The sequence below is a fragment of the Comamonas sp. genome (assembly GCF_036666375.1).
In the GTDB taxonomy this organism is placed as follows: domain Bacteria; phylum Pseudomonadota; class Gammaproteobacteria; order Burkholderiales; family Burkholderiaceae_C; genus Comamonas.
In genome coordinates this window covers 16,149-42,210 of the sequence record NZ_JAVWWA010000030.1, presented here as the reverse complement: position 1 = coordinate 42,210, position 26,062 = coordinate 16,149, and the positions used below count along the sequence as shown (strand labels likewise).

Below are 26,062 nucleotides of genomic sequence, written 5' to 3'. Positions count from 1 at the left end.
GCGTCAATCCACGCGCAGCTTCGCCACCTTTGCCAGGTTCTGCCACACCGCCACATCCGTCTTCACCGTGGTCGCGAACTGCTCCACGCTCTTGATCGGCGGCTTGGCCATGTTCTGCAGCGCGAACTTCTGGATCACGTCGTCGGTCGCCAGGATGCGGTTGATTTCCTGGTTCAGGCGCTGCACGACTTCGGGCGGCGTGCCGGCCGGCGCGAACACGCCGTACCAGCCGTTCATGTCGAAGCGAAAGCCCTGCTCGTACAGCGTCGTCACTTCGGGCAGCGCCGGGCCGCGCGCCGAGCCGGTGCAGCCCAGGGCGCTGAGCTTGCCGGCGCGGATATGCGGCACGGGCGAGGCAATGTCGGTGAAACCCACCGAGATGTTGTTGCCCAGCAGATCGGTCACCAGCGGGGCCACGCCCTTGAACGGCACATGTTCCATCTGCAGCCCGTAGTGGGCCTTGATGCCTTCCATTGCCAGGTGGCCGGTCGAGCCGCTGCCCCAGGAGCCGTAGACCAGCTTGTTGGGATTGGCCTTGACGTGGCGCACCAGGTCGCCGAGGTTCTTGAAACCGGTCGAGGGATGGGCCACGAGCAGCACGCCGGCCGAGCCGACCTGGGCCACGGGCAGCAGGTCCTTCTCGGTGTCGTAGGGCATCTTGGCCTGGATCACGGGATTGATGGCGATCGCCGACGAGGGCGAGAGCAGCAGCGTATAGCCGTCGGCCTGGGCCTTGGCGACGTTGTCGGTGCCTATCAGGCTGTTGGCGCCGGGCTTGTTGTCGACCACCACGGTCTGGCGCAGCGCTTCCTGCAGGTTCACTGCGAGCAGGCGGCCAAAGATGTCCATGCCCGAGCCCGCGGGGCCGGGAACGACCAGGCGTATGGTGCGTGCCGGCCAGTTGCCCGTGCTGCTGCTGGCATGGGCCTGGAGGGCGAAGGCGGCCGTACCGGCCAGCAGCGTGCGGCGGGTGAGAGGCGTGTGGATCATGATTTGTCTCCTTTATGTTCTGCGTGGTCAGCTACCGGGCTGCCCGCAATTGGGTTGGCATCATGGCAGGGCAGGCATAAGCACCTGGCCTGTAAGGAACTGGGCGCGTGCGCCGCTCATGTAGTCAAGCAGCGCCACGCAGTCGGCGGGCGCGCAGGCGGGCGCCAGCGCATTGATGCGCAGGCCCGCCGCGCCCCATTCGGCGGCCAGCGTGCTGAGGGCCATGCGCGCCGCGGCGGCGTCGCCGGCAAGCTGCCAGTCGACAGCCGCAGGGGGTGGCGGCAGCAGCAGCGTCAGGCTGGCCTGGCGCGCATGCCGGGCGCGGAAGGCGCGCGCCGCCTCCAGCACGGCGGCAAGCAGGCCGCCGGCAGGTGCCTGCAAGGCGCGGCCGTCGATCACGGCCGGGTAGCCCGCAGCTGCGCTGGGCAGCTGCGCCAGCGCGGCCTGCCATTCGGCGCAATCAATGGATGCGGCCTGCAGCGCGCGCGGGGTGTCGAACGCCAGCGCGGTCAGTTGCGTGGGCGGCAAGGGCTGGCTGCCGCCATAGACGGACGAGCCGCCATCGAGCACCAGCAGCTGGCCGGCGCAGGGCCGGGCGCCGGGGCTCACGAGAAACGCCAGCGCCTCGGCCATGTCTTCGGGCTCGGCCATGCGCGCCAGCGGAATGCGCGCCAGCACCTGGGGCAGGTCCAGGCGCTGGCTGGCGATCAGCCGTTGCACGAGCTCGGTGCGCACAAAGCCCGGCGACAGCGCGCTCACGCTCCAGTCGGGCCGGGCGCGCGCCAATGCCTGGGTCTGGGCAATCACGCCGGCCTTGCTGGCGCTGTACAGCCCACGCCAGGGAATCGCGCGCAGGCCCGCGCCCGAGGCGACATTGACGATGCGCGCGCCGGCGCGCAGCTGCGGCGCGCAGGCCTGCACCATGCGCGCCGGCGCTTCGAGATTGAGCGCCAGCAGCCGCTGCGCCGCGCCGTCCTCGACACCCGCCAGCACCTCGGCGCCGCCGGCCGACATGCCGGCGTTGTTGATCAGCGCGTCCAGCGGCGGCAGCTGCGGGCCGAGCGCGGCAATGCGCGCCGCGTCGGTGAGATCGGCCACCAGCGCCAGCGGCGCGCGCGCCTGCTGCGGCCATTCGGCCTGCAGGCGATCGAGCGCCGCGGCGTCGGCGTCGACCAGCACGCAGTGCCAGCCGCGCCGCGCCAGCAGCAGCGCCGTGGCGCGGCCTATGCCGCCGGCGGCGCCTGTGATGAGTACGCTGCCTGGCATGGTCAGAGATTGGTGAAGGTCACGCCGCCGTCGACGGCCAGGCCCTGCGCGGTGACAAAGCCGGCGTCGTCGCTGGCCAGGAAGCAGATGGTGCGCGCGATGTCTTCAACCGTGCCCAGCCGGCCCATGGGCGTGGCGGCAATGCGCGCCGCGTCGCGCTCGGCGTTGCGGTTGCGCTGCGTGCCCTCGGTGGGCACGGCCGAAGGGCAGACCGCGTTGACGCGTATGCGCTGCGCGCCGAGTTCGGCTGCGGCCGCGCGCGTGATGCCCAGGATGCCCGACTTGATGCCCGAATAGACCAGCGAGTTGGGCGCCGAGCGCAAAGCGGCCGTGGAGGCGACGTTGACGATGGCGCCGCCGCGCTCGGCGTCCATGGCTGCCGTGGCGGCCTGAATGCCCCAGATCACGGCCTTGAAGCCTACGTCGAGCATGCGCTCCATGGTGTCGGCCTGGATGTCGGCCACGGCCTGGTAGCGCACCCAGGCCGCGTTGTTGACCAGGATGTCGAAACGCCCGCCTTCGCTGCGCGCCTGGGCCACGGCCGCATGGATGCCTTCGCGGCTGGCGATGTTCTGCACCACGCCAAACGCGCGGCCGCCGGCGGCGCGGATCTCGTCGACCACGGCCAGCACGAATTCGGGCTTGAGGTCGTTGACGGCCACCACGGCGCCGCGCGCCGCCATCTGGCGCGCGGTTTCACGGCCAATGCCGTTGCCCGCGCCGGTGATCAGGGCCACGCGGTCCTGCAAGTCGAGTTTGGCGCTGCTCATGCGGCCTCCTGTGCATTGATGAAGTCTTGTCCGATCCGGCGCGCGGCAGCGCCCGCGCCGCAGGCCGCTTCGAGCGCGCGCACGCTGCGCAGCGCGCGGTGCAGCGGCAGCTCCCAGGTGAAGCCCATGCCCCCGTGCAGGTGCATGGCCTTTTCGATGATGAACGCCGCGTGCTGCAGATTGAGCACCAGCGCGCTGCGCGCCACGCGTGCAGGCTTGGCGCGTTCGGGTTCCGCGGGATCGACGCGCAGCGCGTGGTAGATGGCCGCGCCGCTGGTCTCGTGGAACAGCTTCATGCGCGCCAGCCAGTGGCGCACGGCCTGGCGTGTCGACAGCGGTGCGCCGAACTGCACGCGCGTGCCGGTGTGTTCGACTGCGGCCTGCAGCGCGCCGTCGGCCGCGCCATGGGCGCTGGCCGCAAACAGCAGATCGAGGTCATGCCACAGCGCGGCGGCGGCCGCGGCATCGAGCTGCGCCAGCACCCGGGCCTGCGACAGGTCATGCCAGGCCGCGGGTTCCTCGGGGTCCAGCGACGGGTCGAGTTCGCGCGGCGCGCCGGCGAGATCGACCAGCTGCGCGCCGTCCCCTTCGGGCGCACGCAGCAGCAGCCAGTCGGCCTGCTGCGCCTGGCGCGCATGGCCTACCCAGGCATCGCCCAGGCGGCCCTGGGCGGCAATGGTCGCGCGGCGGCTGCCGTCGATCAGCGCGGCGCGCAGCGCGGCATCGGGCAGGTGGCGGGCCAGCACGATCTGCTCGGCCAGCGCAAAGCGCAGGCGCAGCTTTCCTGCGGCCTGCACCACGGGCACGGCAAAGGCCAGCGGCAGGTTCATGCCGCCGTCCTCTTCGGGTGCGCAGACGCCGAACAGGCCGGCCGCGGCCAGCACGCCCGCATGGGTGTCTTCGGGGCGGCCGAGCGCATCGGTGATCGCGGCTTCGGCGGCCTCGCCGAACTCTTCGGGGCGCAGCCCCTGGTCTTGTTGGGTCATGTCAGTGCTCCCGGGGCAGCTGGAGAATGCGTTGGGCAATCAGATCGAGCTGGACTTCGGAAGTCCCCGCATAGATCGTCTCGGCGCGTGAGAACAGGTAGGCCTGGGTGAAGACCTTGCGCGCGCGCCGGGCCAGCGCGCTTGACTGCGGGCCGATCTGGCTGACCTGCGACAGCGCGAAACTGGCGAACGACTGGTGGCATTCGGACCAGAACAGCTTGGTCAGCGAGCCGCGGGCGCCCACGGCCTGGCCTTGCAGGATCTGGTCGACCGAGCGCTCGACCAGTCCCTTGAGGCCGTCGATCTCGGCCAGCAGCTCGCCGACACGGCTCTGCACGCCGCCGTCTTCCAGCTGGAGCGCGAGCTGCGGATCGGAGCGCAGCGCGCGCACCAGGAAGCGCAGCTCGGCTTCGAAGCGCCAGGGACGGTACATGCGGTTGGTCGCGCGCTCTATGCCCAGCACCTTGAGCGCCGCGGCCCAGCCTTCGTCGGGCGCGCCCAGGCGCGCGCTGTCGGGCACGACCACGTCGTCGAAGAACACTTCGGCAAACGAATCCTTGCCGTCGATCGACTTGATAGGCACCACGCGGATGCCGGGCGTGTTCATGGGCACGGCAAACATCAGCAGGCCGCGGTGGCGGTCGGCGACGGTGCCGGTGCGCGCCAGCAGCAGGCAGTAGTGGGCCTTGGCCGCGCCGCTGGTCCAGATCTTCTGGCCGTTGATGCGCCACTGGTCGCCTTCCTGTACGGCCTTGGTGCGCAGGCGCGCGAGATCCGAGCCCGCGTCGGGCTCGGAAAAGCCCTGGCACCAGAATTCGCGCATGGCCAGGATATTGGCCAGGAAGCTCTGCTTTTGTTCCTCGGTGCCCACGGCCATGATGATCGGGCCCGCAAGCTCCTTGCCTATGGAGCTCACGCTGTCGGGCATCAGCAGGCGGCCGACTTCCTGGTTCACGACCAGATGCTCGCGCAGGCTAAGGCCATGGCCGCCGTAGATCTTGGGCCAGGTCATTCCCGCCAGGCCGGCCTGGTGCATTGCGGCTTCCCAGGCACTGCTTTCCTGCAGCGTGGGCGTGCGGTAGTCGAGGCTGTCGCCGCGCATGTGCGCGGGCAGGTGGGTCGCGAGCCAGTCGTGGGCATGGCGGCGGTAGCCGGCCAGGTCGACGCTCATAGGGAAATCATTCAGCATGGGCGCTCTCGGTTTCAGGAATGCAGGCCACCATCAGCGCGTCCAGGATGGCAATGCCTTGGCCAGCGGGGCGCACGAGAATGGGGTTGAGGTCGATTTCGCCGACCTGGTCGCGGTGCGTGCAGGCGAATTCGGACAGGCGGGCGACGGCGCGCGCCGCGGCATCGATATCGGCCCTGGCCTGGCCGCGCGCGCCGTCGAGCAGCGGGAACAGGCGCAGCGAGCGGATCATGGCCAGCGCCTGGGCCTGGCTCACGGGCGCGGGCTGCACGGCGACATCACGCAGCACTTCGGCGTAGATGCCGCCCATGCCGACCATGACCACCGGGCCGAACACCGGGTCGCGCGAGATGCCGGCGATCAGCTCGGTGCCGCCGCGCAGCATGGGCGCGACCAGCAGGCCCTCGATGCGCGCCTGCGGCGCATGCGCGGCGACGCTGGCAAAGATGCGCGCGCTCGCGGCGCGCACCGCAGCGGCATCGGCCAGGTTCAGCGCCACGCCGCCGGCTTCGGTCTTGTGCGCAATGTCTTCCGACAGGATCTTCAGCACCACCGGATAGCCCAGCGCCTCGGCGGCCTGCACGGCGGCGTCGGCATCGCGCACGCTGCGCTCCAGCGGCACTTCGAAGCCGGCGTCGATCAACACCTGCTTGGCCGCGTACTCGTTGCGGAACGCGGACTCGGGCAGGCGCGCGCCAGCGCTGCGCGCCGGGACCGCGGGAGGCTGTTCGGCGGCCAGCAGTTCGGCCTGGCGCACCAGCGCCGCGATGCCGCGCGCCGCGGCGTCTATGCTGGAGAACACTGGAATGCCCAGCGCCTGGATCTGCACCACGGCATCGGCCGGGCCACGGCTGATGATGATCAGCGGACGCTGCGGATAGGCCGCGCGCAGCTGGGCCAGCGCCTGCAGGTAGATATCGCGCAGCCGGCTGCTGTACAGGCCCAGCGAGAGAAACAGCACCGTCGTGGCTTCGCCCGGGTCTTCCTGCAAGGCGGACAGCACTTCGAACAGGATGTCGGGGCGGCTGGAAATCTGCGCCGAGGCATCGACAGGATTACTGGTGCTTGCGCCCGGCAGCACCTTGTGGATGCGCGCGCGCGTGGCGGCGGCAAGCGCGGGCAGGGCCAGGCCGGCGTCGCTCATCGCGTCGGCCATCATGATGCCGAAGCCGCCCGAAGCCGCGACCAGCGTCACCGCGGGCTTGCGCGGCAGGCTGTGAGGCAAGAGCTGGCTCAGCGCCTGGCCGATTTCCACCAGATCTTCATGCGAGCGCACGCGCAGCGCGCCATGGCGGCGCAGCACGGCGTCAATCACCGCGTCCGAGCCGGCAAGCGCGCCGGTGTGCGAGGCGGCCGCGGCCTGGCCTTGTTCCGTCGCGCCTATCTTGAGCACCACCACGGGCGTCTGGTGTTCACGCGCAATCGCCAGCGCCTGGGTCAGGCGTTCGCCGTCGCGGCAGGTTTCCATGCAGCACAGGATCACGCGCGTTGCCGGGTCGCGCGCCAGCGCGGCAATGCCGTCGGCCAGATCGACTTCGGCTTCGTTGCCCGTGGTCACCATGCGGCTGATGCCCACGCCGCGCTGCACCAGCAGCTGCAGCGTGTAGCTGCCGATGTTGCCCGACTGCGAAACGATGCCGATCGCGCCGGGCCGGGGGTAGTAGTCTTCCAGCGCGACCGAGAACGAGCCAATGGCGCGCTCGGCCACGCCCACCGTGCCCAGGCAGTTGGGGCCCAGCAGGCGCATGCCGTGGCGCAGCGCCGTGGCGCGCATCGCCGCCTGCCAGGCCGCGCCTTGCGCGCCGGCTTCGGCAAAGCCCGACGACAGCACGACCACGGCGCGCACGCCGCGCGCCGCGCAGTCCTCGACGGCCTGCAGCGCGTGGGCTGCCGGCACGGCAATCAGCGCCAGTTCGGGCGCTTCGGGCGTGTCGGCCAGGCGGGCATAGGCCGGCAGGCCCTGGATTTCACCGCCCTTGGGGTTGATGGGATAGATGGCGCCGGCATAGCCGTGGCGGCGCAGCAGGTGCACGGGGCGCCCGCCGATCTTGGTGGCGTCGGCCGAGGCGCCGATCACGGCAATGCCGCGCGCCAGGAAAAAGGCGTCCATCCCGGCCCCCGGGGCGGGTGTCTGGTAGTCGCTCATGGTTCAGCGGCCCTTGAATTGCGGCTCGCGCTTTTCGAGAAACGCCATGCGCGCTTCGCGTGCGTCCTCGGTGCGCGCCAGCGTCATGGTGAATTCCTGCTCGAAGCGGTAGGCGTCGCGCTGCGGCATCACGTCGACCATGTTGGCCGCGCGCTTGGCGTAGATCACGGCCAGCGGTGCCTTGGACGCGATTTCATGCGCGAGCTTCATGGCCACGGGCAGCAGTTCCTCGGGCGGCAGCACGGCTTCGAGCACATTGCGCTGCAGCAGCTCGGCGGCCGTGAGGCGCTGGCCGGTGAAGAACATGCGGCGTGCCGTGGAGCGGCCAAACAGCGTGCGCAGCATGGACGCGCCGCCGGCCAGGCCGACGTTGATCTCGGGCATGCCGAAGGTCGCGTTGTCCGAGGCGTAGAGGATGTCGCAGGCCGCGGCCAGCCCCAGGCCCGCGCCCAGCGCCGCGCCGTTGATCGCGGCAATCACGGGCTTGGCGCATTCGCGTATCGCATTGCCGGTTTCGCGGGTAATGCGGTTGTGTTCGAGAAAATCGCCGGGAATATCGGCGTCCGGGCGGTCCTTCAAATCGGCGCCGGCGCAGAAAACCGAGCCCTGGGCCGTCAATACCGCGCAGCGAATATCATCACGCGCTGAAATGTCGTCGAAGATCGCGACGATTTCCCGGCGCATTGCACGGTTGAGCGCATTGACGGGCGGGCGGTTGAGCGTGACCAGAGCCACTTTGTCCTTGACTTCAAACAGTACGCTTTTTTCAGCCATGGTTCACCTCCGCCAGATTAATCAGGGCATTTGCCGGGCAGGAATGGAAAATGTCCGCGGTCTGGCGCGGAAAATCGGTGGCGTTCAAGTTTGTCTCCTGGTATTCGGGGTAAACCCGAGCCCTCTACAAGGGGGGCGCAGGGAAATTCTAGGGACGAACCGGGCAGATCAGTCCCCGTCAAATCGTTGGATGTGTTCTGCGAAAACGTACGGAGTCGCGCTGTCATCCCCTCGTAAGATGAGCGCAATCGCCTCGCCCTTGCGGGCCTTTCACACGAGCTTTCCGCCATGTCCGCCTTCCCCGCTTCCCGTCCCGAGATCCAGGCGTTTGGCGCGCTGCACACGCGTCTGGGCGAATGCCCGGTCTGGGACGCGCGCCAGCAACTGCTGTGGCTGATCGACAGCCGCGACGGCCTGCTGCTGGCGCTAGATGCCCAGGGCGATGAATGCCGGCGCTTCGAGCTGCCCGCGCCGCTGGGTTCGTTTGCGCTCAACAGCGACGGCCGCCTGGTGGTCGCGCTGCGCGAAAGCGTGGTGCTGCTAGACCCGGCCAGCGGCCGCCTGCAGACGCTGGGCCGGCTGGAAGAGCAGCACCCCCACCTGCGCCTGAACGACGGCGCGGCCTTGGCCGACGGCAGCTTTTGCGTGGGCACCATGCACACGTTTCGCGAACCGGGCGAAGCGCCGCTGGGCGGCTTGTACCGCGTGGACCCCACGGGTCACATGGCGCGCGTCGATCAAGGCTATGGCGTGGTCAACGGCCCGGTCCAGCACCCGGTCGACGGCCGGGTGTTCGTCTGCGACAGCGCGGCGCGGCGCATCTATGTCTACCCGCAGGCCGGCGTCGCGCCCTGGCAGCGTTCCTTGTTTGCCGATACCCAGCCGCTGGGCTCGGCGCCCGACGGCTGCTGCTTCGACGACGAAGGCGGGCTGTGGAGCGCGCTGGTGCATACCGGCGAGATCGTGCGCTTCGACGCCCAGGGCCGGCCGGGCCAGCGCCTGCGCCTGCCGCTGGCCCACCCCAGCTCACTGTGTTTTGGCGGCCCGCTGCTCGACGAGCTCTATGTGACTTCGATTTCCGACAGCGGCCGGCTCAGCGCCAGCGGCCCGCTTGACGGGCGCGTGCTGCGCCTGCGCGGCCTGGGCCGGCGCGGCGCCTCGCGCTCGGCCTGCGATATTCAGCCGCCGACCTGATCGCTGGCCGCGGGCTCGTCGCCCAGCGCGATGAAACGGTTGCTCTCGCCCGACACATGCTCGACGACGAAGTCGAGAAACAGCCGCAGCTTGGTCGGCACCATGGGCGTGTCGAGGATGGTCGCGTACATGCCTTCCTCGTAGGTGGTGTTGGTCACCTGGTAGTCGGGCAGCAGCCGCACCAGGCTGCCGCGTTCCAGGTCGGCATGCACCGTGTAGTCGTCGAGCAGGGCAATGCCTTCGCCCAGGCGCGCCATCTCGAGCAGCGCCATGCCGTTGTTGCTGGCGTGGCGCGGCTGGAAGGCCAGGTCCTCGATCTGGCCAGCCTGGCTGAAATGCCAGACGCTTTCGCCGCCGGGTCGCAGGTAGTTCAGGCAGTCATGCTCGCCCAGGTCGGCAGGCTTTTGCGGCAGCGCGCGCCCTTGCAGGTAGGCGGGCGCGGCCACAAGATAGCGCGCGCTGCGAAACAGGATGCGGCGCTTGACGCCGGCCTCGACCGGCGGCGAGATGCGAAAGTCGATGTCGATCTGGTCGCGCCGCAGGTCGGCCGGCGTTTCCGACAGGATCAGCTCGATGTGGATGTCGCGGTAGAGCTTGCGAAAGCGCGCGATCAGCGGCGGCAGCACGCCCAGGCCGAACATCATGCGCGAGTGCACCCTCAGGTGGCCCTTGGGCGCCTCGCGTATCGCGGTGATGCTGGAGTGGGCCGCGTTGATGTTCCAGAGAATGCCTTCGAGCTGGCGCGCATATTCCTCACCCGATTCGGTCAGCATGATCTGGCGCGTGGAGCGCAGCAGCAATTTGACGCCCAGCGAATCCTCGAAATCGGTGATCAGCCGTGAAACCGCGGTTGCAGATACCCCGAACGTGCGCGCCGTGGTTGAAAAGTTCTTGGTTTGCGAAACCGAAAGAAAAAACTCCATAGCACGCAGCCGATCCATGACTTCTCCAATATCCGCAGGACAGAACCTCGATTTTCATGCATTCCGGCCGGCGCCGTGCCTTCCTAGAATCATTTATCAGATTCACGGCTATCAAAACAAGGAGCACAGCATGGAATTCGGCGTCTTCATCCTCGCGCAGCAACGTGGCTATCACCAGAGTTCGCAGCAGGTGATCCAGAACTCTATCGAGCAGACCGTGGTCGCGGAACAGGCCGGCTTCCACAGCGCCTGGTATGCCGAGCACCACTTCAACAACTACTCGCTGTCGCCCTCGCCGCTGATGATGGTCGCGCATGTGGCCGCCAAGACCAGCCGCATCCGCCTGGGCACGGCGGTCTGCATCCTGCCGCTGTACCATCCCGCGCGCTTCCTGGCCGAAGTCGGCTTTGTCGACACCGTGTCCAACGGCCGCCTCGATCTGGGCGTGGGCTCGGGCTATCAGGAGTTCGAATTCGAGCGCTTCGGCGTGAAGATCGCCGAGTCGGGCGAGATCTTCAACGAGTTCCTCGACATCATTCCCAAGGGCCTGGGCGAACGCATCTTCGAATACCACGGCAAGCACCTCGATGTGCCGCCGAGCTCGATTGCCGTGCGCTGCCTGCAGAACCCCATGCCCCCGCTGTGGGTCACCTCGGGCAATCCCACGGTGCTGGGCCGCGGCGTGCGCGAGAACCACAACCTGTTCGTCACCGCGCTGCTCAACGGCAACGACGCGATCACCAGCCTGCGCGCGCGCCTGGACAAGGTCGCCGAGGACAACGGCAAGGACCTGGACCGCGATGTGAAGTTCGGCTTCCTGCGCTGCGCCTATGCGTCCGACAACCGCGCCGAAGTCGACTCCTATCTCGACAACGCGCGCTTCCAGCGGCGCATTTCCGAAAGCCTCAAGTTCCGCCGCGCGCAAAGCGAGGACGGCTACATGGTGCAGGAAGAGCCTTCGCCCACCGACATGAGCTTCGACCAGATGCGCGCCAACCTGCCCGTGGGTTCGGTCAACCAGGTGATAGACAAGATGCTCGAAGAGATCAGCATCCTGCGCCCCAAGCACATCGCGCTGCAGACCCAGCTCGGTGATTTCGACCAGAAGACCATGCTGCGCCAGATCGAACTCTGGGGCGAACGCATCATTCCCGCGATCCGCAAGGAAGTGGGCGAACTCAGCGTCGCCACCGCCGCCTAAGGAGACCCATATGCGCTTTCATCTGTCCGATTCCGGGACCCTGTCCCTGCGCGAGCCCATGGATTTCAAGCGGCTCGAGGTGCTGATCGATCCCCAGCCGCCCGAGGCCGTGGAGCGCGCGATACGCCGCATCGGCCAGCGTGAGGGCGACACCCATGTGCGGCTCGCGCCCTCGGTGCTGCGCTTCGTCAGCGGCCATGCGGGCGAGCCCGAATGGGAGGAGGGCTTTGCGCGCATGCTCGACTACGCGCAGCGCAACGGCTGGGTCGACGCACAGGGCCAGGTGCGCGCCCACATCAGCCATGGCGACCAGGAAGAAGTGGTGTCCATCGCTGAATTCAAGACCGCGCTGCGCGCGCTGCCCGCGGGCATCTGCGCGGTGAGCACGGGCCAGGGCGACGAGGTCGCGGGAATGATTGTGTCCAGCCTCACCGCGGTCTGCGCCGAGCCGCCGATGATTGGTTTTTTCGCCCACCGCCAGTCGTCGTTCACCGCGCCGCTGCTTGAGAGCGGGCGCTTTGCCGCCAATGTGCTGGGCGAAGGGCATGACGCCGTGATGGCCCAGTTCCTGCAGGCGCCGCAGGGCCTGGCGCGCTTCTCGGACGAGCGCTGGCACAGCGAGAGCGGCCAGGCGCCCGTGCTGGCCGACGCGCTGGCCAGCATGGAATGCGACGTGGTCTGGACCCAGGAGCTGGGCACGCATGTGCTGGTCGTCGGCAAGGTGCGGCGCTCGCGCAACAGCCCGTCCAACCCGGTGGTGCACTTCAACGCCGCCACCCACCGCATCGCGGCGTGAACCGGGACGCCGCCATGTACACACCCTTGCTGGGAAAAATTGCGCTGGTGACCGGCGCGGGCTCGGGCATAGGCCGGGCCCACTGCGAACTGCTGGCCGCGCGCGGCGCGGCAGTCATCGTCAACGACCTGCACGCCGATGCCGCCCACGAGACCGTGGCGCGGGTGCGCGCGGCCGGCGGCCAGGCCCTGGCCTGCATTGCCGATGTCTCGAACCGCGCCAGCGTTTCAGAGGCGTTCGCTGCCGCACAGCAGCAGCTGGGCGCGGTCGACATCCTGGTCAACAACGCCGGCATTCCCGGCGGCATGCGGCCGCTCGAAGAGATTGACGAGGCGGCCATCGATCTGATGCTGGCCGTGACGGTCAAGGGCGCCATGCTCTGCACCCAGGCCGTGCTGCCCGCGATGAAAGCGCGGCGCAGCGGCCGCATCATCAACACCGCGTCGATCACCGCCTATGGCACGCACCGCAACGTGAGCGCCTATGCGGCGGCCAAGGGCGCGATCATCAGCCTGACGCGCGCCTGGGCGCGCGAATTCGCCGAGTGGAACATCCTCGTCAACGCCGTCGCGCCCGGCCGCGTGCAGACGCCCATGAGCGCCGAACTCAGCGCCAACCCCGAATACGCGCGCGAAGTGCAGCTGCGCGTGCCTCTGGGCCGGCGCGCCCAGCCCGAGGAAATCGCCTCGGTGGTGGCGTTTCTCGCCTCCCCGGACGCCGACTACATGACCGGCCAGATCCTCGGACCCAACGGCGGCGAAGTCATGTAGCCGCGCGCTTTCAGCATGAAGCGTGCGCAGGTCGAAAAATAACTACCGGAGACAAAAATGCACCTTCTCAAGATATTGGGAGTCGCCGCTGCCGTGGCCGCCACCCTGCCGCTGCAGGCCCAGGAAGCCTTTCCCAAGCGCCCCGTGACCATCGTCGTGCCGTTCTCGGCCGGCGGCGTGACCGACCTGTTCGCGCGCACCACCGGGCTCAAGCTCGGCGCGCTGTGGGGCCAGCCCGTGATCGTGGAGAACCGCGTGGGCGCGGGCACCATCATCGGCACCCAGCATGTGAGCCGCGCGCCGGCCGACGGCTATACGCTGCTGTTCACCAGCTATGCGTTCACCTCGAACCCCGAGCTGCGCAAGAACCTGCCTTATTCGCCGGCGGCGTTCCGCCCGGTGGCGCTGCTGGGCTCCACGCACAACATCCTGCTGGTCAACAACAAGCTCAAGGGCAAGTCGCTGGCCGAGCTGATCGCACTGGCCAAGGCCCAGGCGCCCAAGGGCGGGCTGTCGCTGGGCTCGTCGGGCGCGGGCTCTAGCCCGCATATCGGCGCCGAGCTGTTTGCCCAGCAGGCGGGCATTCCGTTCACCCATGTGCCCTACAAGGGCCAGGGGCCGGCGATGATAGACCTGACCTCGGGCGTTTTTGACGGCATGTTCGACGGCATGTCGTCGTACCCCCAGGTGCAGCGCGGTTCGGTCAGCGCCGTGGCGATTGCCGCGCCCAAACGCCATCCCGACGCGCCGGAGCTGCCCACGTTCCGCGAACTGGGAATGGACTTTGTCGCCGGCAGCTGGTTCGGCCTGCTCGCGCCCGCGGGCGTGCCCGACGAGATCGTCGCCAAGATCAACGCCGACCTGCGCGAAGTGCTCAAGGACCCCGAGCTCAAGGCGCAGATCGCCAAGACCGGCCTGCAGGTTTCGACCTCCACGCCCGAAGCCTTTGGCAAGTTCCTGGCGCAGGAGACGGAGAAGCTGCGCAATCTGATACGGCAGGGGGCGAAGATTGACATCAACTAGTGGGTTGTTGGAAAGGGCAGAGTGAGTCTTGTCTTGAGGACAGGACGTTTATGGTTCGACGCGGCCGGCGAGGCAGGCTCACCACGAACGGGTAACTGACCGTTCGCCCTGTCGAAGGGTGAACGTCCCGCGTTAGGAAAAAATCCCCAGCCCTTGCCGCCCCCGCCGCAAGGGCTTTTGGCATGCCTGCAACAACCCCCCTCGCCGCGTTAAGCTTTACGTCTGGCGCAGCGCCCTGCTGACGCTCCCCTTGCAAGGAAAAGACGTTGGCATCGACACTGCAGCCCGGGCTCATTGCCCTGCACGGCAACCGCACCGAAACCCTGGCCGAGACCGTGTTCTCGTGGCTGAGCGCGCACCCGCTGGGGCCGCTGGAGCAGGAAGTGGTGCTGGTGCAGAGCAACGGCATGGCCGAGTGGTTCAAGATGGGCATGGCGCAATCGCTGGGCGTGTGCGCCGCGGCGCGCGTCGAGCTGCCCGCACGTTTCCTGTGGCGCAGCTACCGCCAGGTGCTGGGCGCGGCCGCCGTGCCGCGCCAGTCGCCGCTCGACAAGACCGCGCTGACCTGGCGGCTCATGCGCCAGTTGCCCGAATGCGCGGCGCAGGGCGGGTATGAGGCGATAGGAGGGTTTCTCGCTCCCGGTGATGCCGAGCGACTGCTGCAGCTGTCCGAACGTCTTGCCGACCTTTTTGATCAATACCAGATCTACCGCGCCGACTGGCTCGACGACTGGGCCGCGGGCCGCGATGTGCTGGCCACGCCCGGGCGGCCCACGCTGGCCGTGCCCGAAGACCAGCTGTGGCAGCCCATGCTGTGGCGCTGCATACTGGCCGGGCTCGATGAAAGCCAGCGCGCCAGCACGCGGCCGCAGCTGCACCGCCAGGTGATTGCCACGCTCGAAAGCGGCGCGCCGCTGGTACAGCCGCTGGCGCGCCGCGTGGTGCTGTTCGGCATGAGCCACTTGCCGTTGTCCATGCTGCAGACGCTGGCCGCGATGTCGCGCCACAGCCAGATCCTGCTGGCCGTGCCCAACCCCTGCCGCTTTCACTGGGCCGACGCGATCGACGGCCGCGAACTGCTGCGCATCGAGCGTCGGCGCCAGCCGCTCAAGAACGGGCGCGACCTGGCCGCGCTGCCGCTGGAAATGATGCATGCCCATGCGCACCCGCTGCTGTCGTCCTGGGGCCGGCAGGCGCGCGACTATGTGCGCCAGCTCGATGCGTTCGAGACCCAACTGCCCGAAGGCATGGCGGCCGAGCTGCCGCGCATAGATATCTTCGACGAAGAGGTGGACCCCGACGCGCCGCTGCTGTCCCTGGTGCAGCAGGCGATACGCGACATGGTGCCGCTGACCGAGCACGCGCACAGCGCCGTCGCGCGCGCCGACCACTCCATCGTCTTCCACAGCGCGCACAGCATGGTGCGCGAGCTCGAAGTGCTGCACGACCAGCTGCTGGCGCTGCTGGCCGAGCCCGCAGAGGCCGGTCGCCCGGCGTTGCAGCCGCGCGATGTGGTGGTGATGGTGCCGGCGATCGAAGGCGTGGCGGCGTCGATTCGCGCGGTGTTCGGCCAGTACGGCCGGCATGACGCGCGCCATATTCCTTTCGATATCGCCGACTTGAGCGCCAGCGACAACAACCCGCTGGTCGCGGCGCTGCAGTGGCTGCTGCGCCTGCCGCAGCAGCGCTGCCGGCTGAGCGAACTGCGCGATCTGCTGGACGTGCCGGCCGTGGCCGCGCGCTTCGGGCTCGATGCCGATGATCTTCCCCAGCTCAGCGCCTGGATGGCCGGCGCGGGCATACGCTGGGGGCTCAACGCCCAGCAGCGCGGCGCGCTCGGGCTCGCGGCCTGCGGCGAGCAGAACAGCGCCTGGTTCGGCCTGCACCGCATGCTGCTGGGCTTTGCCAGCGGCAGCGGCGCCTTTGACGCTGGCGCGGCCGGCGACGCCACGGGCCTGGCGCAGATCGAGCCCTACGCGGAAGTCGGCGGCCTGGGCGCCGAGCTCGCGGGCCAGCTGGCGACGCTGCTCGAGCGCCTGCTGGACTGGTGGGCGCTGGCCGGCGCTGCGGCCGATCCCGCGGGCTGGGCGCAGCGCTTTCGCCGCCTGCTGGCCGATTTCTTCGCGCCGCAGACCGACAGTGACCGCGCGCTGCTGGCCGCGCTCGACAGTGCGCTGTCGTCCTGGCTCGAAGCCTGCGAACTCGGCGGCTTTGACGACCCGGTGGAGCTGATCGTCGCCCAGCAGGCCTGGCTCGACATCGTGCAGCAGCCTTCGGTCGACAGCCGCTTCCGTGCGGGCGGGGTGACGTTCTGCACGCTGATGCCGATGCGCGCGATTCCATTTGAAGTCGTGTGCCTGCTGGGCATGAACGACGGCGACTACCCGCGCCGCGCCATGCGCAGCGACTTCGATCTGATGGCCTTGCCAGGCCAGCTGCGCCCCGGCGACCGCGCGCGCCGCGACGACGACCGCCAGCTGATGCTCGAGGCGCTGCTGTCGGCGCGGCGCATGCTCTACATCAGCTGGGCCGGGCGCAGCGTGCGCGACAACAGCGAGCAGCCGCCGTCGGTGCTGGTCTCGCAACTGCGCGACTATCTGGCCGCGGGCTGGGTGGGCGAGGGCGGCGATCTGCTTGCGCAGCGCACTTTCCACCACCCGCTGCAGCCGTTCAGCCGCAGCTATTTTTCGCCCGACTCCACGCTGCGCACCTATGCGCGCGAATGGCGCGCGGCGCATCTGCTGCGCGCGGACGACCCGGCCAGCGCCGTGCCGGCGCTCGCGGCCTTCGTGCCCGACATCGAGGTCCCGCTGACGCTGTCCCAGCTGCATGGCTTTGTGCGCCATCCGGCCCAGGCGTTCTTCCGCCACCGGCTCAATGTGCGCTTCGAGAAAGAGGAGCAGCTGAGCCTTGACGAAGAGGCTTTCGGCCTGCAGGGCCTGGCGGGCTACAGCGTGATCGAGCAGCTGCAGACCCAGGTGGTGGCCGATATCGAGGCCGCGCCGGCCGTGGGCATTGCGCTGGAGCAGCGCGTCGCCGGCCATCTGGCGCGCATCGAACGCGCGGGCACGCTGCCGCTCGCGGGTCTGGGCACGCGCAAGCGCGCCGAGCTGCAGGAGGCCGTGCTGCCGTCGCTGCAGTCGTGGCTGGCGCATCGCAACCGGTTCGACCGGCCGGTACAGCGCCAGCGCCTGCATTTCGCCCAGGACGGCCTGGTGTTCGAGGACTGGCTCGATGATCTGCGCGTTCCCGACCGCGACGGCGAAGCCGTTCCGGCCTGGATCTCGCTGCAGGCGCGCGCGCTGCTGGGAACGCGCGGCGAAGTGCGCCCGGCTGCGGTGCTGCTGCCCTATCTGCGCAGCCTGGTGGCCGCGGCCTGCGGCGTGCAGGTCCAGGGCATCATCGTCGCGCGCGATGCGACGCTGGCGCTGCAGCCCATGCCGCCGGGCGAAGCGATGGCGCAGTTCCAGACGCTGCTGCAGGTCTGGCAGGCGGGCCAGGACAGCCCGCTGCCGCTGCCGCTCAGGACCGCGCTGGCCGCGGCGGCGGCGGGCGAAGACCTGGCGCGCGCCGAGACCGCCTATGAAGGCGATGGCTTTGCCCAGGCGGGCGAGGCCGACGACGCCTGCTGGGCGCGCCTCTTTCCCGATTTCGACGCGCTGACCGCCGACGGCCGCTTCGCGCCGCTGGCCGAGGCCGTGCATGCACCGCTGCTGGCCTGGCTGGCCGATCAGGTGCAGGTGCTGGAGCCGGGAACGCTGGCGCCGGTGATCTATCTGTTGCCGCTGGAGCAGGCATGAGCCATGTATTGAACGCACACGACTTCCCGCTGTGGGGCAGTCGCCTGATCGAAGCCAGCGCGGGCACGGGCAAGACCTGGACCATTGCCGCGCTCTACCTGCGGCTGGTGCTGGGCCATGGCGGCGCGAACGCGCATCCGCGCGCGCTGCTGCCGTCCGAGATCCTGGTCATGACCTTCACGCGCGCCGCGACGCGCGAGCTGTCGGACCGCATACGCGCGCGCCTGACCGAAGCCGTGCAGTGCTTTCGCGGCGAAGCCCAACCCGCGGCGCACGACACGCTGCTGCAGGGCCTGCTGGCCGACTACCCCGAAGGCCAGGAACGCACGGCCGCCGCCTGGCGCCTGGCGATGGCCGCCGAAGCCATGGACGACGCCGCGGTGTTCACCATCGACGCCTGGTGCCAGCGCATGCTGCGCGAGCATGCGTTCGACAGCGGCAATCTGTTCGATGAGGAGCTGGCGGCCGACGAGGAGCAGCTGCGCCGCGAGGCGGTGCAGGACTACTGGCGCCAGCAGTGCTATCCGCTGGGCGGCGAACTGCTGGAAACCGTGCTGGGCGTGTGGAGCGGGCTGGACGCGCTGGCGCAGGACATGCGCGGTCTGCTCGATCAGGCCGTGGACCCGGCCGCGGGCCAGGGCAGCCTGGCCGACGCCGTGCAGGCCGCCCAGGCCGAGCGCGCGACGGCATTGACCGATCTCGCCCAGGGCTGGGGCGCGCAGGCGCAGGCGCTGCGCGACTGGCTTGATGCCCAGGTCGCGGCGCCGGGCGCGCACTGGGACGGGCGCAAGCTCGCGCCACGCCATTACACGGGCTGGCTGCAAAGCGTGATCGACTGGGCTGCGGCCCCGCAGGAAGTCGAGCTGACATTGACCGAATCCGCGCGCCACCGGCTCAGCCCCGAAGGCCTGCTCGAAGCGCGTAAAAAAGGGGCGCCTGCGCTTGCAGTTCCGCGGGGCTTCGAGGCGCTGCAGCAGCTGCTTGCCGACATGGCCAGGCTGCCGCAACTGGGCAGCCGGCTGCGCCTGCATGCCGCGGCGCGCGTGCTGCAGCGCCTGGCCCAGCTCAAGCGCCAGCAGGGCACGTTCGGCTTTGCCGACCTGCTGCAGCGGCTGGACCGCGCGCTTGCGGGCGACAACGGCGCAGCGCTGCGCGCGCGCATCCAGGCGCAGTATCCGGCCGCGCTGATCGATGAATTCCAGGACACCTCGCCGCTGCAATACCGGCTGTTCGAGCGCATCTACCGCACGCAGGAAAACGACCCGGCGACGGCGCTGCTGCTGATCGGCGACCCCAAGCAATCGATCTACGGCTTTCGCGGCGCCGATATCTACAGCTACCTGCAGGCGCGCGATGCGACGGCCGGGCGCCACTATGTGCTCGACAGGAATTACCGCTCGACCCAGGCGCTGGTCGACGCCGTCAACCACTGGTTCGGCCAGGCCGAGCAGCGCGGCGGCGCGGGCGCGTTCATGTTCCGCAGCGAGGCGGGCAATCCCCTGCCTTTCGTTGCCGTGCAGGCCCAGGGCCGCAAGGAAGTGTTCCAAGCTGCCGGCGGCGCCGTGCCCGCGCTGCAGCTGCAGGTGGAGCTCGACCCGCTGCAGACCGCCAAGCGCGCGCAGCGCGGTTTCGCCGCGCGCTGCGCCGCGCAGATCGTGCAATGGCTCAACGACCCCGAAGCCGGCTTTGCCGCGCCCGGCGAGGCGCTGGCGCGGCTGCGCCCGGCCGACATCGCGGTGCTGGTGCGCACCGGCAACGAGGCGCGCGCCGTGCGCCGGGAACTCGGCGCGCGCGGCGTGGCCTCGGTCTATCTCTCCGACAACGAATCGGTGTTTGCCGGCAGCGAAGCCCAGGATCTCGTCGTGTGGCTGCACGCCGTGGCCGCGCCGCGCGATGCGCGCGCCGTGCGCGCCGGCCTGGCGACGCGGCTGCTTGATCTGTCGCTCGACGAACTCGGCTGGCTTGCGGCCGACGACGAAGCCTTCGACGCGCGCTGCGAGCAGCTGCGCGGACTGCAGGGCGTATGGCAGGGTCAGGGCGTGCTGGCGATGCTGCGCCAGACGCTGCACCAGTTCGATCTGCCCGCGCGCTGGCTCGCCGAGACCGGCGGCGAGCGCCGGCTGACCAACTACCTGCACCTGGCCGAGCTGCTGCAAAGCGCCAGCGCCCAGCTCGAAGGCGAGCATGCGCTGATACGCTGGCTCACCACGCAGTGCGCGGGCGAAGGCAGCCACAGCGACGAACAGATCGTGCGGCTGGAAAGCGACGCCGACCTGGTCAAGGTGGTCACGGTGCACAAGAGCAAGGGGCTCGAGTACCCCGTGGTGTTCCTGCCGTTCGCCTGCAGCTTCCGCGAGATCAACCGCCGCATGGACCGCTTCGTGAGCCTGCCCAAGCCTGAAGGCGGGCGCGCGCTGCGCCTGGATTACGACGACGCCGAACTCGCCCAGGCCGACGACGAACGCCTGCGCGAAGACCTGCGCCTGCTGTACGTGGCGCTGACGCGTGCGCGCCATGCGCTGTGGCTGGGCGTTCCCATGCTGCAGGCCGCGCGCAGCAAGGCCACGACCACCATCAACCACAAGAGCGCGACCGGCTATGCGCTGGCCGGTCCCGAGGAGCGCACGCCCGATGACTGGCGCGCGCTGCTCGATGTGTTCAGCGCCGGCCAGGACGCAGTGCAATGGCAGGCGGTGCAGGATGCGCCCGCGCGCAGCCTGCTGCAGGCACGCGCAGCGCCGCCGCAATTGCTGGACGCGCCACCATACGCCGCGCAGTTCGACCGGCGCTGGGGCATAGGCAGCTTTTCCTCGCTGGTGCGCGCGCTGGCCGCGCCCACCTTGCCGGTCTCGCCCGTGCCGCTGCAGCAGCCCGCCGACGACGAACTGCCCATGGAAAGCGACGCGCCCGCGCCGGCCCAGCCCGCGGCGCCGGCCCAGGCTGCGGTCTGGCACCGCTTCATGAAAGGCCCGGTGGTCGGCAACTGGGTACACGACGAACTCGAATGGCTGGCCGGCGAAGGCTTTGCGCTCGAAGCCGACGGCCAGGGGCCGCTGGCCCAGCGCCTGCTGCAGCGCAGCGAGCGCGCGGGCCGCGCGGCCCAGGGCGCCGATCTGCTGGCATGGCTCAAGGCCGTGGTCCACCATCCGCTGGCGCCGCTGGGCGTGCCGCTGTCGGGGCTGGACCAGGTGCTGCCCGAAATGGAGTTCTGGCTGCCCGCGGCGCGCCTGCCCGCGCCCGAGATCGACAGGCTGTGCCAGCAGCATCTGCTGGCTGGCCAGCCGCGGCCGGCATTGCCCGCGCGCCAGCTGCACGGCATGCTGATGGGCTTTGCCGATCTGGTGTTCGAGCATGAGGGCCGCTACTGGGTGCTCGACTACAAGACCAACTTCCTGGGGCGCGACGCCGCGGCCTATGACGAGCGCGCGCTGCGCGAAGCCATGGCGGCCCACCGCTACGACGTGCAGGCTGCGCTCTATCTGCTCGCGCTGCACCGGCTGCTGCAAAGCCGGCTGGGCGCGGCCTACGACCCGGAGCAACATCTGGGCGGCGCGCTTTACTTCTTCGTGCGCGGCATCGACGGCCCGGCGCTGGGAATGCATGTGGTGCCGCCTTCGCTGGCGCTGCTCGATGCACTCGGTACGCTGCTCGACACTCCAGACCTTGAGACGCAAGCCAATCTGCCATGAAATCCGTCGACAACCTGACCTTCGATCTGTTTGCCGATCCCGAACCGGCCGCTGCGCCGCCGGCCACGCCCATGGATGTGCTCGCCACCCTGCGCGACTGGAGCGAGCAAGGCCTGCTGCGCCACCTCGACACCGCGCTGGCGCGTTTCATTGCCGCCCAGGACCCCGAGGCCGCACCCGAACTGCTGGTCGCCACCGCCGTGCTGGTGCAGATGGAAGGCCGCGGCCACAGCTGCCTGCCGCTGGCCACGCTGATTGCCGACCCGAACGCCGTGCTGGCCTGGCCCGCCGATGCGCAGGACGCGCTCAACGCGCTCTGGGCGCAGTTGCCCGCGCGGCTCGCGCCATGGCAGGACGCGCTGGCGCGCAGCCCGCTGGTGCGCGTTGCCGCCAGCGCGCCCGACCAGGGCCAGCCGCTGGTGCTGGGCGGGCCCGACGACGCGCCCCTGCTGTATCTGCGCCGCTACTGGGACTACGAGCGCCAGGTCGCGGCGCAGATCACCGAGCGCAGCACGGCCGTGCTGCCGGTCGACGCGGCCGAAGTGAAGCGCTGGCTGGACAAGATGTTCGCGCCCGCGCCCGCGACTTTCGACTGGCAGCGCCTGGCCTGCGCGGTCGCGCTGCGCGGCCGTTTCTCGGTGATCACCGGCGGTCCGGGAACGGGCAAGACCTATACGGTCGCGCGCCTGCTGGCGCTGCTGTTTGCCACCGCGCCCGAGCCCGAACGGCTGCGCGTGGCGCTGGCCGCGCCCACGGGCAAGGCCGCGGCGCGGCTCAAGCAATCGATAGACAAATCGCTCAAGGAGCTGCATGCGAGCCTGGGCGGGCTGCTCGATCTCGAAGCGCTGGTGAAGCGCGTGGGCGCGGCGCGCACGCTGCACTCGCTGCTGGGAGCGCGCCCCGACACGCGCGCGTTTGCGTTCCACCATGGCCGGCCGTTGGACATCGACGTGCTGATCGTCGATGAAGCCTCGATGATCCACCTCGAAATGATGGCTGCGCTGCTCGACGCCTTGCCCGCGACGGCGCGCGTGGTGTTTCTCGGCGACAAGGATCAGCTGGCCTCGGTCGAGGCCGGCGCCGTGCTCGGCGACCTGTGCCGCAGCGCCGAAGCCGGCCACTACACGCCCGAGACCGCGCGCTATGCGCTGGCCGCGGCCGGCCAGCAGCTGCCTGCGGCATTTCTTGCGGATGCCGACAACGCCTTGCCTCTGGCCCAGCAGACCGTGATGCTGCGCGAGAGCCGGCGCTTTGGCGGCCCCATAGGCCAGCTGGCCGAAGCCGTCAATACCGGCGACAGCGCGCGCGCGCTGGCGCTGCTGCAGGCCGGCGAGGGCGGCGTGCTGCGCCTGCGCGAAGGCGCGCCCGCGGCCAGCGTCTGGCAGATGGCCGTGGAGGATATCGGGGACCACGTGAACTACCAGGCCTTTGCCCAGGCGCTGGCCGCGCGCCCCGCGCCCGCGCTCGGCGTTGAAGCGCATACCGCCTGGGTGCGCGACGTGCTCACGGCGTTCGAGCGCTTTCGTCTGCTGTGCGCGGTGCGCGAAGGCGACTGGGGCGTGGCCGGACTCAACCGCGCCATCGAGAAAGCGCTCGCTGCACAAGGCGCGATCGCGCCGCGCGGCGAATGGTATGCGGGCCGGCCGGTGATGATCACGCGCAACGACGCGGCGCTGGGCGTGTTCAACGGCGACATCGGCGTGGCGCTGCCGGGCGCGGCTGCGGGCGCCGGTCTGCGCGTCTACTTCATGGACGGCCCTGAATTGCGCGCCGTGGGCGTGAGCCGGCTGGCGCATGTCGAGACCGCGTTTGCGATGACGGTGCACAAGAGCCAGGGCTCGGAGTTCGAGCACACGGCGCTGGTGCTGTCGGCGCACGCGGGCAGCGTGCTGGGCCGTGAGCTGCTCTACACCGGCATCACGCGCGCGCGTCAGGCCTTCACCTTGATGGCCCAGGCGCCTGGCCTGCTGGCCACGGCCGTCCACAGCCCCACGCAGCGCGCCAGCGGGTTGCTGCGGTTTCTGGAGCAGCAGGCTACGGCGGCGCGGGCAGCGCCGGTGGCGGGCGTGCCCGACGAACTCGCGCCCTGGGTCGATTGAGCCCGGGCCCGCGCGGCAGGCGTCAATCGAGCTGAAGCCCGATCTTGCGCGCCACCGCGCCCCAGGTTCGGGAGTCCTCGGCGATGCGCGCCGCCGCCGCTTGGGCCGAGCTGGCGACGACTTCCTGATCGGTCTGACGCAGCCGCTCCACGACTTCGGCCTGCTGGAGCGCGCCGGCCAGGGCCGTGTGCATGGCGTCGATGATGGGCTGGGGCGTGCCGCGCGGCGCGAACAGCAGCAGCGAGAACGTTGCGTCGAAGCCGGGAAAGCCCGCCTGGGCCACGGTGGGGACTTCGGGCAGCAGCGGCGAGCGCCTGGCGCCCGACACCGCGAGCGCGACCAGCTTGCCCGCGCGCACATGCTGCAGGACCGTGGGACCGGCGAGAAAGCCGCAGTCCACCTGGCCGCCCATCACGTCCTGGATCGCCGGCGCCGGCCCCTTGTACGGCACATGCATCATCTCGATGCCCGCAGCGGACTTGAGCAGTTCGGTCGTGAGGTGGCCCGGCGAGCCCGCGCCGCCCGAGGCATAGCTCATCTTGGTCTGCCGCGCTTTCTGCACCAGCTCGCCCAGCGTGCGCACGCCCACCGACTGGCCGCAGACCAGCGTCTGGCTGAAGGCGCTGGCGCGCATCACCGGCTGCAGGTCTTCGGCCTTGAAGCTGAGCTTGGGGTAGATGTGCGGGTTGACCGTCACCAGCGTGTCCGTGGTCCAGAGCCAGGTATAGCCGTCGGGTTTGGCGCGCGCGGCTTCGGCTGCGCCCAGGTTGCCTGCGGCACCCGGCTTGTTGTCGATGACTATGGGCTGCTTGAGCAGCACATGCATTTTCTCGGCCGCGCTGCGCAGCACGATATCGCTGGGGCCGCCAGGAGGCAGCGGGACGATGACGCGGATCGGGCGGTCGGGCCAGCGCGCCTGGGCCGCGCCCGGGCTGGCGCCGGCGGCGAGAGCGCCGGCGATGGCAAGGCTGAAGGCGAGAGAACGGATGGGCATGGAAAAGGTCTCCTTTGTTGTGGGGCTCAGCGCTGCGGCATGTCCTTGACCGAATAGCCCAGGCTCACGGTCGCGTCGTCGGGAATCGCCGGCATGCCTGCATTCCATGCGAGCCAGTCGGCGCGCATCGCGGCCAGGCGCTGGGGCGCATGCGCTGCGAGGTTGGCGCGCTCGCGCTCGTCGGCCGCGATATCGAACAGATATTCGTTGCCGTCGACCTGCAGGTATTTCCAGCGCCCCTGGCGCAGCGCGCGCTGGCCGCGGTGCTTCATGCGCCAGTACATCGGGCGCTCGAACTCCGCGCCGCCGCGCAGCAGCGGCAGCAGCGAAACGCCGTCGAGCGCGTGCGTGGGCGCGGGCGCGACGCCGGCGGCGTCGAGTACCGTGGCCGTCCAGTCCATGGTCAGGCAGTGCTGGGTGCTCACGCGGCCGGGGGCGATGGCGCGCGGCCAGCGCGCAATCCAGGGAACGCGTATGCCGCCTTCGGTCAGGTCCATCTTGCCGCCGACCAGCGGCCAGTTGTCCGAGAAGCGTTCGCCGCCGTTGTCGCTGGTGAAGATGACCAGCGTGTTGTCGGCCACGCCATTGCGCTGCAGCGCGGCCATCACCTGGCCGATTCCTTCGTCCATCTGCTGGATCATGCGGCGGTAGGTGTTGACGTTGCCGCCGTCCAGATGAAACAGCGAGCCGCGCATGGCCGAGCTCACGGCCGCGTCTTCGCGTGTTTCCCAGGGCCAGTGCGGCGCGGTGTAGTGCAGGCTCAGCAGGAACGGCGCGCCTTCGCCGGCCACGCCGTCTATCCAGTCGGCGGCGCGTTGCGACAGCAGGTCGGTCAGATAGCCGCTGTGCTCGACTTCGCGCTCGCCTTCGAACAGGTCCGGCACGCCGTTGGTGCCGCGGTGGCTGAAGTAGTCGACGCCGCCCGACATCGGTCCGTAGAACATGTCGTAGCCCGAGCGCAGCGGGCCGAAATGCGGCGGATAGCCCAGGTGCCACTTGCCGATCAGTGCCGTGCGCCAGCCCGCCTGCTGCAGCAGCGACGGCATGCTGGGATGCTCTGGCGGCAGGCCCAGCACGGCACTGTCGCGCGAACGGCTGCTGATGGGCTCGTCGGCCGCGCCGCGCAGGCGATACTGGTAGCGCCCGGTCATCAGCGCGAAGCGCGTGGGCGAGCACACGGGCGAGTTCGCATAGCCTTGCGTGAGCCGCAGGCCCTGGGCCGCGAGCCCGTCGATCACGGGCGAGACGGCGCCGAAGTCCGCGGGCCGGCCGCCATAGCAGCCCAGATCGGCATAGCCCAGATCGTCGGCGACGATGAACACGATGTTTGGAGGTTGGTGCATGCGCAGCTTTCAGTTCTTCGCTGGCCCGGTGCGATTCCCATGCGCGCCATGGGTTGTCGTCGGATCAGCCATCTGTGCGCGAGACTACGGCGCGGCAAGACAGTTCATC

Annotated in this window: 18 protein-coding genes; 8 read left to right on the top strand and 10 right to left on the bottom strand. The window is 69.6% G+C overall.

Annotated features, from left to right (window positions below):
• Positions 1-3 precede the first annotated feature (3 nt).
• Genes RR928_RS09875 through RR928_RS09845 form a run of 7 tightly spaced genes read right to left on the bottom strand, consistent with a single transcriptional unit; the run spans position 4 to position 8,121 of the window.
• Positions 4-990, bottom strand: a complete 987-nt coding sequence (locus RR928_RS09875; RefSeq protein WP_332535697.1) for a Bug family tripartite tricarboxylate transporter substrate binding protein — start codon at positions 988-990, stop codon at positions 4-6.
• Between the two features lie 60 nt (positions 991-1,050).
• Positions 1,051-2,256 (bottom strand): SDR family NAD(P)-dependent oxidoreductase, encoded by a 1,206-nt coding sequence (locus tag RR928_RS09870; RefSeq protein ID WP_332682357.1) that lies wholly within the window; start codon positions 2,254-2,256, stop codon positions 1,051-1,053.
• A gap of 2 nt (positions 2,257-2,258) precedes the next feature.
• Positions 2,259-3,026 carry an SDR family NAD(P)-dependent oxidoreductase gene (locus RR928_RS09865; RefSeq protein ID WP_332682355.1) on the bottom strand — a complete coding sequence of 256 codons (768 nt, stop codon included), beginning with the start codon at positions 3,024-3,026 and terminating at the stop codon, positions 2,259-2,261.
• Positions 3,023-4,012, bottom strand: a complete 990-nt coding sequence (locus RR928_RS09860) for an acyl-CoA dehydrogenase family protein (protein WP_332535691.1) — start codon at positions 4,010-4,012, stop codon at positions 3,023-3,025. The genes RR928_RS09865 and RR928_RS09860 overlap by 4 nt, the downstream gene beginning before the upstream one ends.
• A 1-nt stretch (position 4,013) precedes the next feature.
• Entirely contained in the window at positions 4,014-5,201 is a 1,188-nt protein-coding gene (locus RR928_RS09855; RefSeq protein WP_332535689.1) for an acyl-CoA dehydrogenase family protein, read from the bottom strand.
• Positions 5,191-7,347, bottom strand: a complete 2,157-nt coding sequence (locus RR928_RS09850) for an acetate--CoA ligase family protein (RefSeq protein ID WP_332535688.1) — start codon at positions 7,345-7,347, stop codon at positions 5,191-5,193. The genes RR928_RS09855 and RR928_RS09850 overlap by 11 nt, the downstream gene beginning before the upstream one ends.
• 3 nt (positions 7,348-7,350) lie before the next feature.
• Entirely contained in the window at positions 7,351-8,121 is a 771-nt protein-coding gene (locus tag RR928_RS09845; RefSeq protein ID WP_332535687.1) for an enoyl-CoA hydratase/isomerase family protein, read from the bottom strand.
• Positions 8,122-8,409: 288 nt separating this feature from the next.
• Between RR928_RS09845 and RR928_RS09840 the strand changes: the two genes are divergently transcribed.
• Entirely contained in the window at positions 8,410-9,315 is a 906-nt protein-coding gene (locus RR928_RS09840; protein WP_332682352.1) for an SMP-30/gluconolactonase/LRE family protein, read from the top strand.
• Here the strand turns inward: RR928_RS09840 and RR928_RS09835 are convergent.
• Positions 9,300-10,238, bottom strand: a complete 939-nt coding sequence (locus tag RR928_RS09835; RefSeq protein ID WP_332548002.1) for a LysR family transcriptional regulator — start codon at positions 10,236-10,238, stop codon at positions 9,300-9,302. The genes RR928_RS09840 and RR928_RS09835 overlap by 16 nt on opposite strands.
• A gap of 130 nt (positions 10,239-10,368) precedes the next feature.
• Between RR928_RS09835 and RR928_RS09830 the strand changes: the two genes are divergently transcribed.
• The 7 genes from RR928_RS09830 (at position 10,369) to recD (ending at position 23,616) form a co-directional block, all read left to right on the top strand.
• Positions 10,369-11,439 (top strand): LLM class flavin-dependent oxidoreductase, encoded by a 1,071-nt coding sequence (locus tag RR928_RS09830; RefSeq protein ID WP_332535683.1) that lies wholly within the window; start codon positions 10,369-10,371, stop codon positions 11,437-11,439.
• 10 nt (positions 11,440-11,449) lie between these two features.
• Entirely contained in the window at positions 11,450-12,235 is a 786-nt protein-coding gene (locus RR928_RS09825) for a flavin reductase family protein (RefSeq protein WP_332535681.1), read from the top strand.
• A 14-nt stretch (positions 12,236-12,249) separates the two neighbouring features.
• The gene (locus RR928_RS09820) at positions 12,250-13,005 is read left to right on the top strand and encodes an SDR family NAD(P)-dependent oxidoreductase (protein ID WP_332535679.1); all 756 of its coding nucleotides are present in this window, start codon (positions 12,250-12,252) and stop codon (positions 13,003-13,005) included.
• A gap of 57 nt (positions 13,006-13,062) precedes the next feature.
• The gene (locus tag RR928_RS09815; protein ID WP_332535678.1) at positions 13,063-14,028 is read left to right on the top strand and encodes a Bug family tripartite tricarboxylate transporter substrate binding protein; all 966 of its coding nucleotides are present in this window, start codon (positions 13,063-13,065) and stop codon (positions 14,026-14,028) included.
• Positions 14,029-14,294: 266 nt separating this feature from the next.
• Entirely contained in the window at positions 14,295-17,828 is a 3,534-nt protein-coding gene (recC, locus tag RR928_RS09810) for an exodeoxyribonuclease V subunit gamma (protein WP_332548000.1), read from the top strand.
• Positions 17,825-21,517, top strand: a complete 3,693-nt coding sequence (gene recB, locus RR928_RS09805; protein ID WP_332682348.1) for an exodeoxyribonuclease V subunit beta — start codon at positions 17,825-17,827, stop codon at positions 21,515-21,517. Before recC ends, recB begins: the two co-directional genes overlap by 4 nt.
• Entirely contained in the window at positions 21,514-23,616 is a 2,103-nt protein-coding gene (gene recD / locus RR928_RS09800; RefSeq protein ID WP_332682346.1) for an exodeoxyribonuclease V subunit alpha, read from the top strand. Before recB ends, recD begins: the two co-directional genes overlap by 4 nt.
• A 22-nt stretch (positions 23,617-23,638) precedes the next feature.
• On the opposite strand, the gene RR928_RS09795 is transcribed toward recD, so the two are convergent.
• Both RR928_RS09795 and RR928_RS09790 read right to left on the bottom strand, forming a co-directional pair.
• Positions 23,639-24,610, bottom strand: a complete 972-nt coding sequence (locus RR928_RS09795; RefSeq protein ID WP_332535673.1) for a tripartite tricarboxylate transporter substrate binding protein — start codon at positions 24,608-24,610, stop codon at positions 23,639-23,641.
• Between the two features lie 26 nt (positions 24,611-24,636).
• Positions 24,637-25,953, bottom strand: coding sequence for a sulfatase family protein (locus tag RR928_RS09790; RefSeq protein ID WP_332535671.1), 1,317 nt, complete (start codon positions 25,951-25,953; stop codon positions 24,637-24,639).
• Positions 25,954-26,062 lie beyond the last annotated feature (109 nt).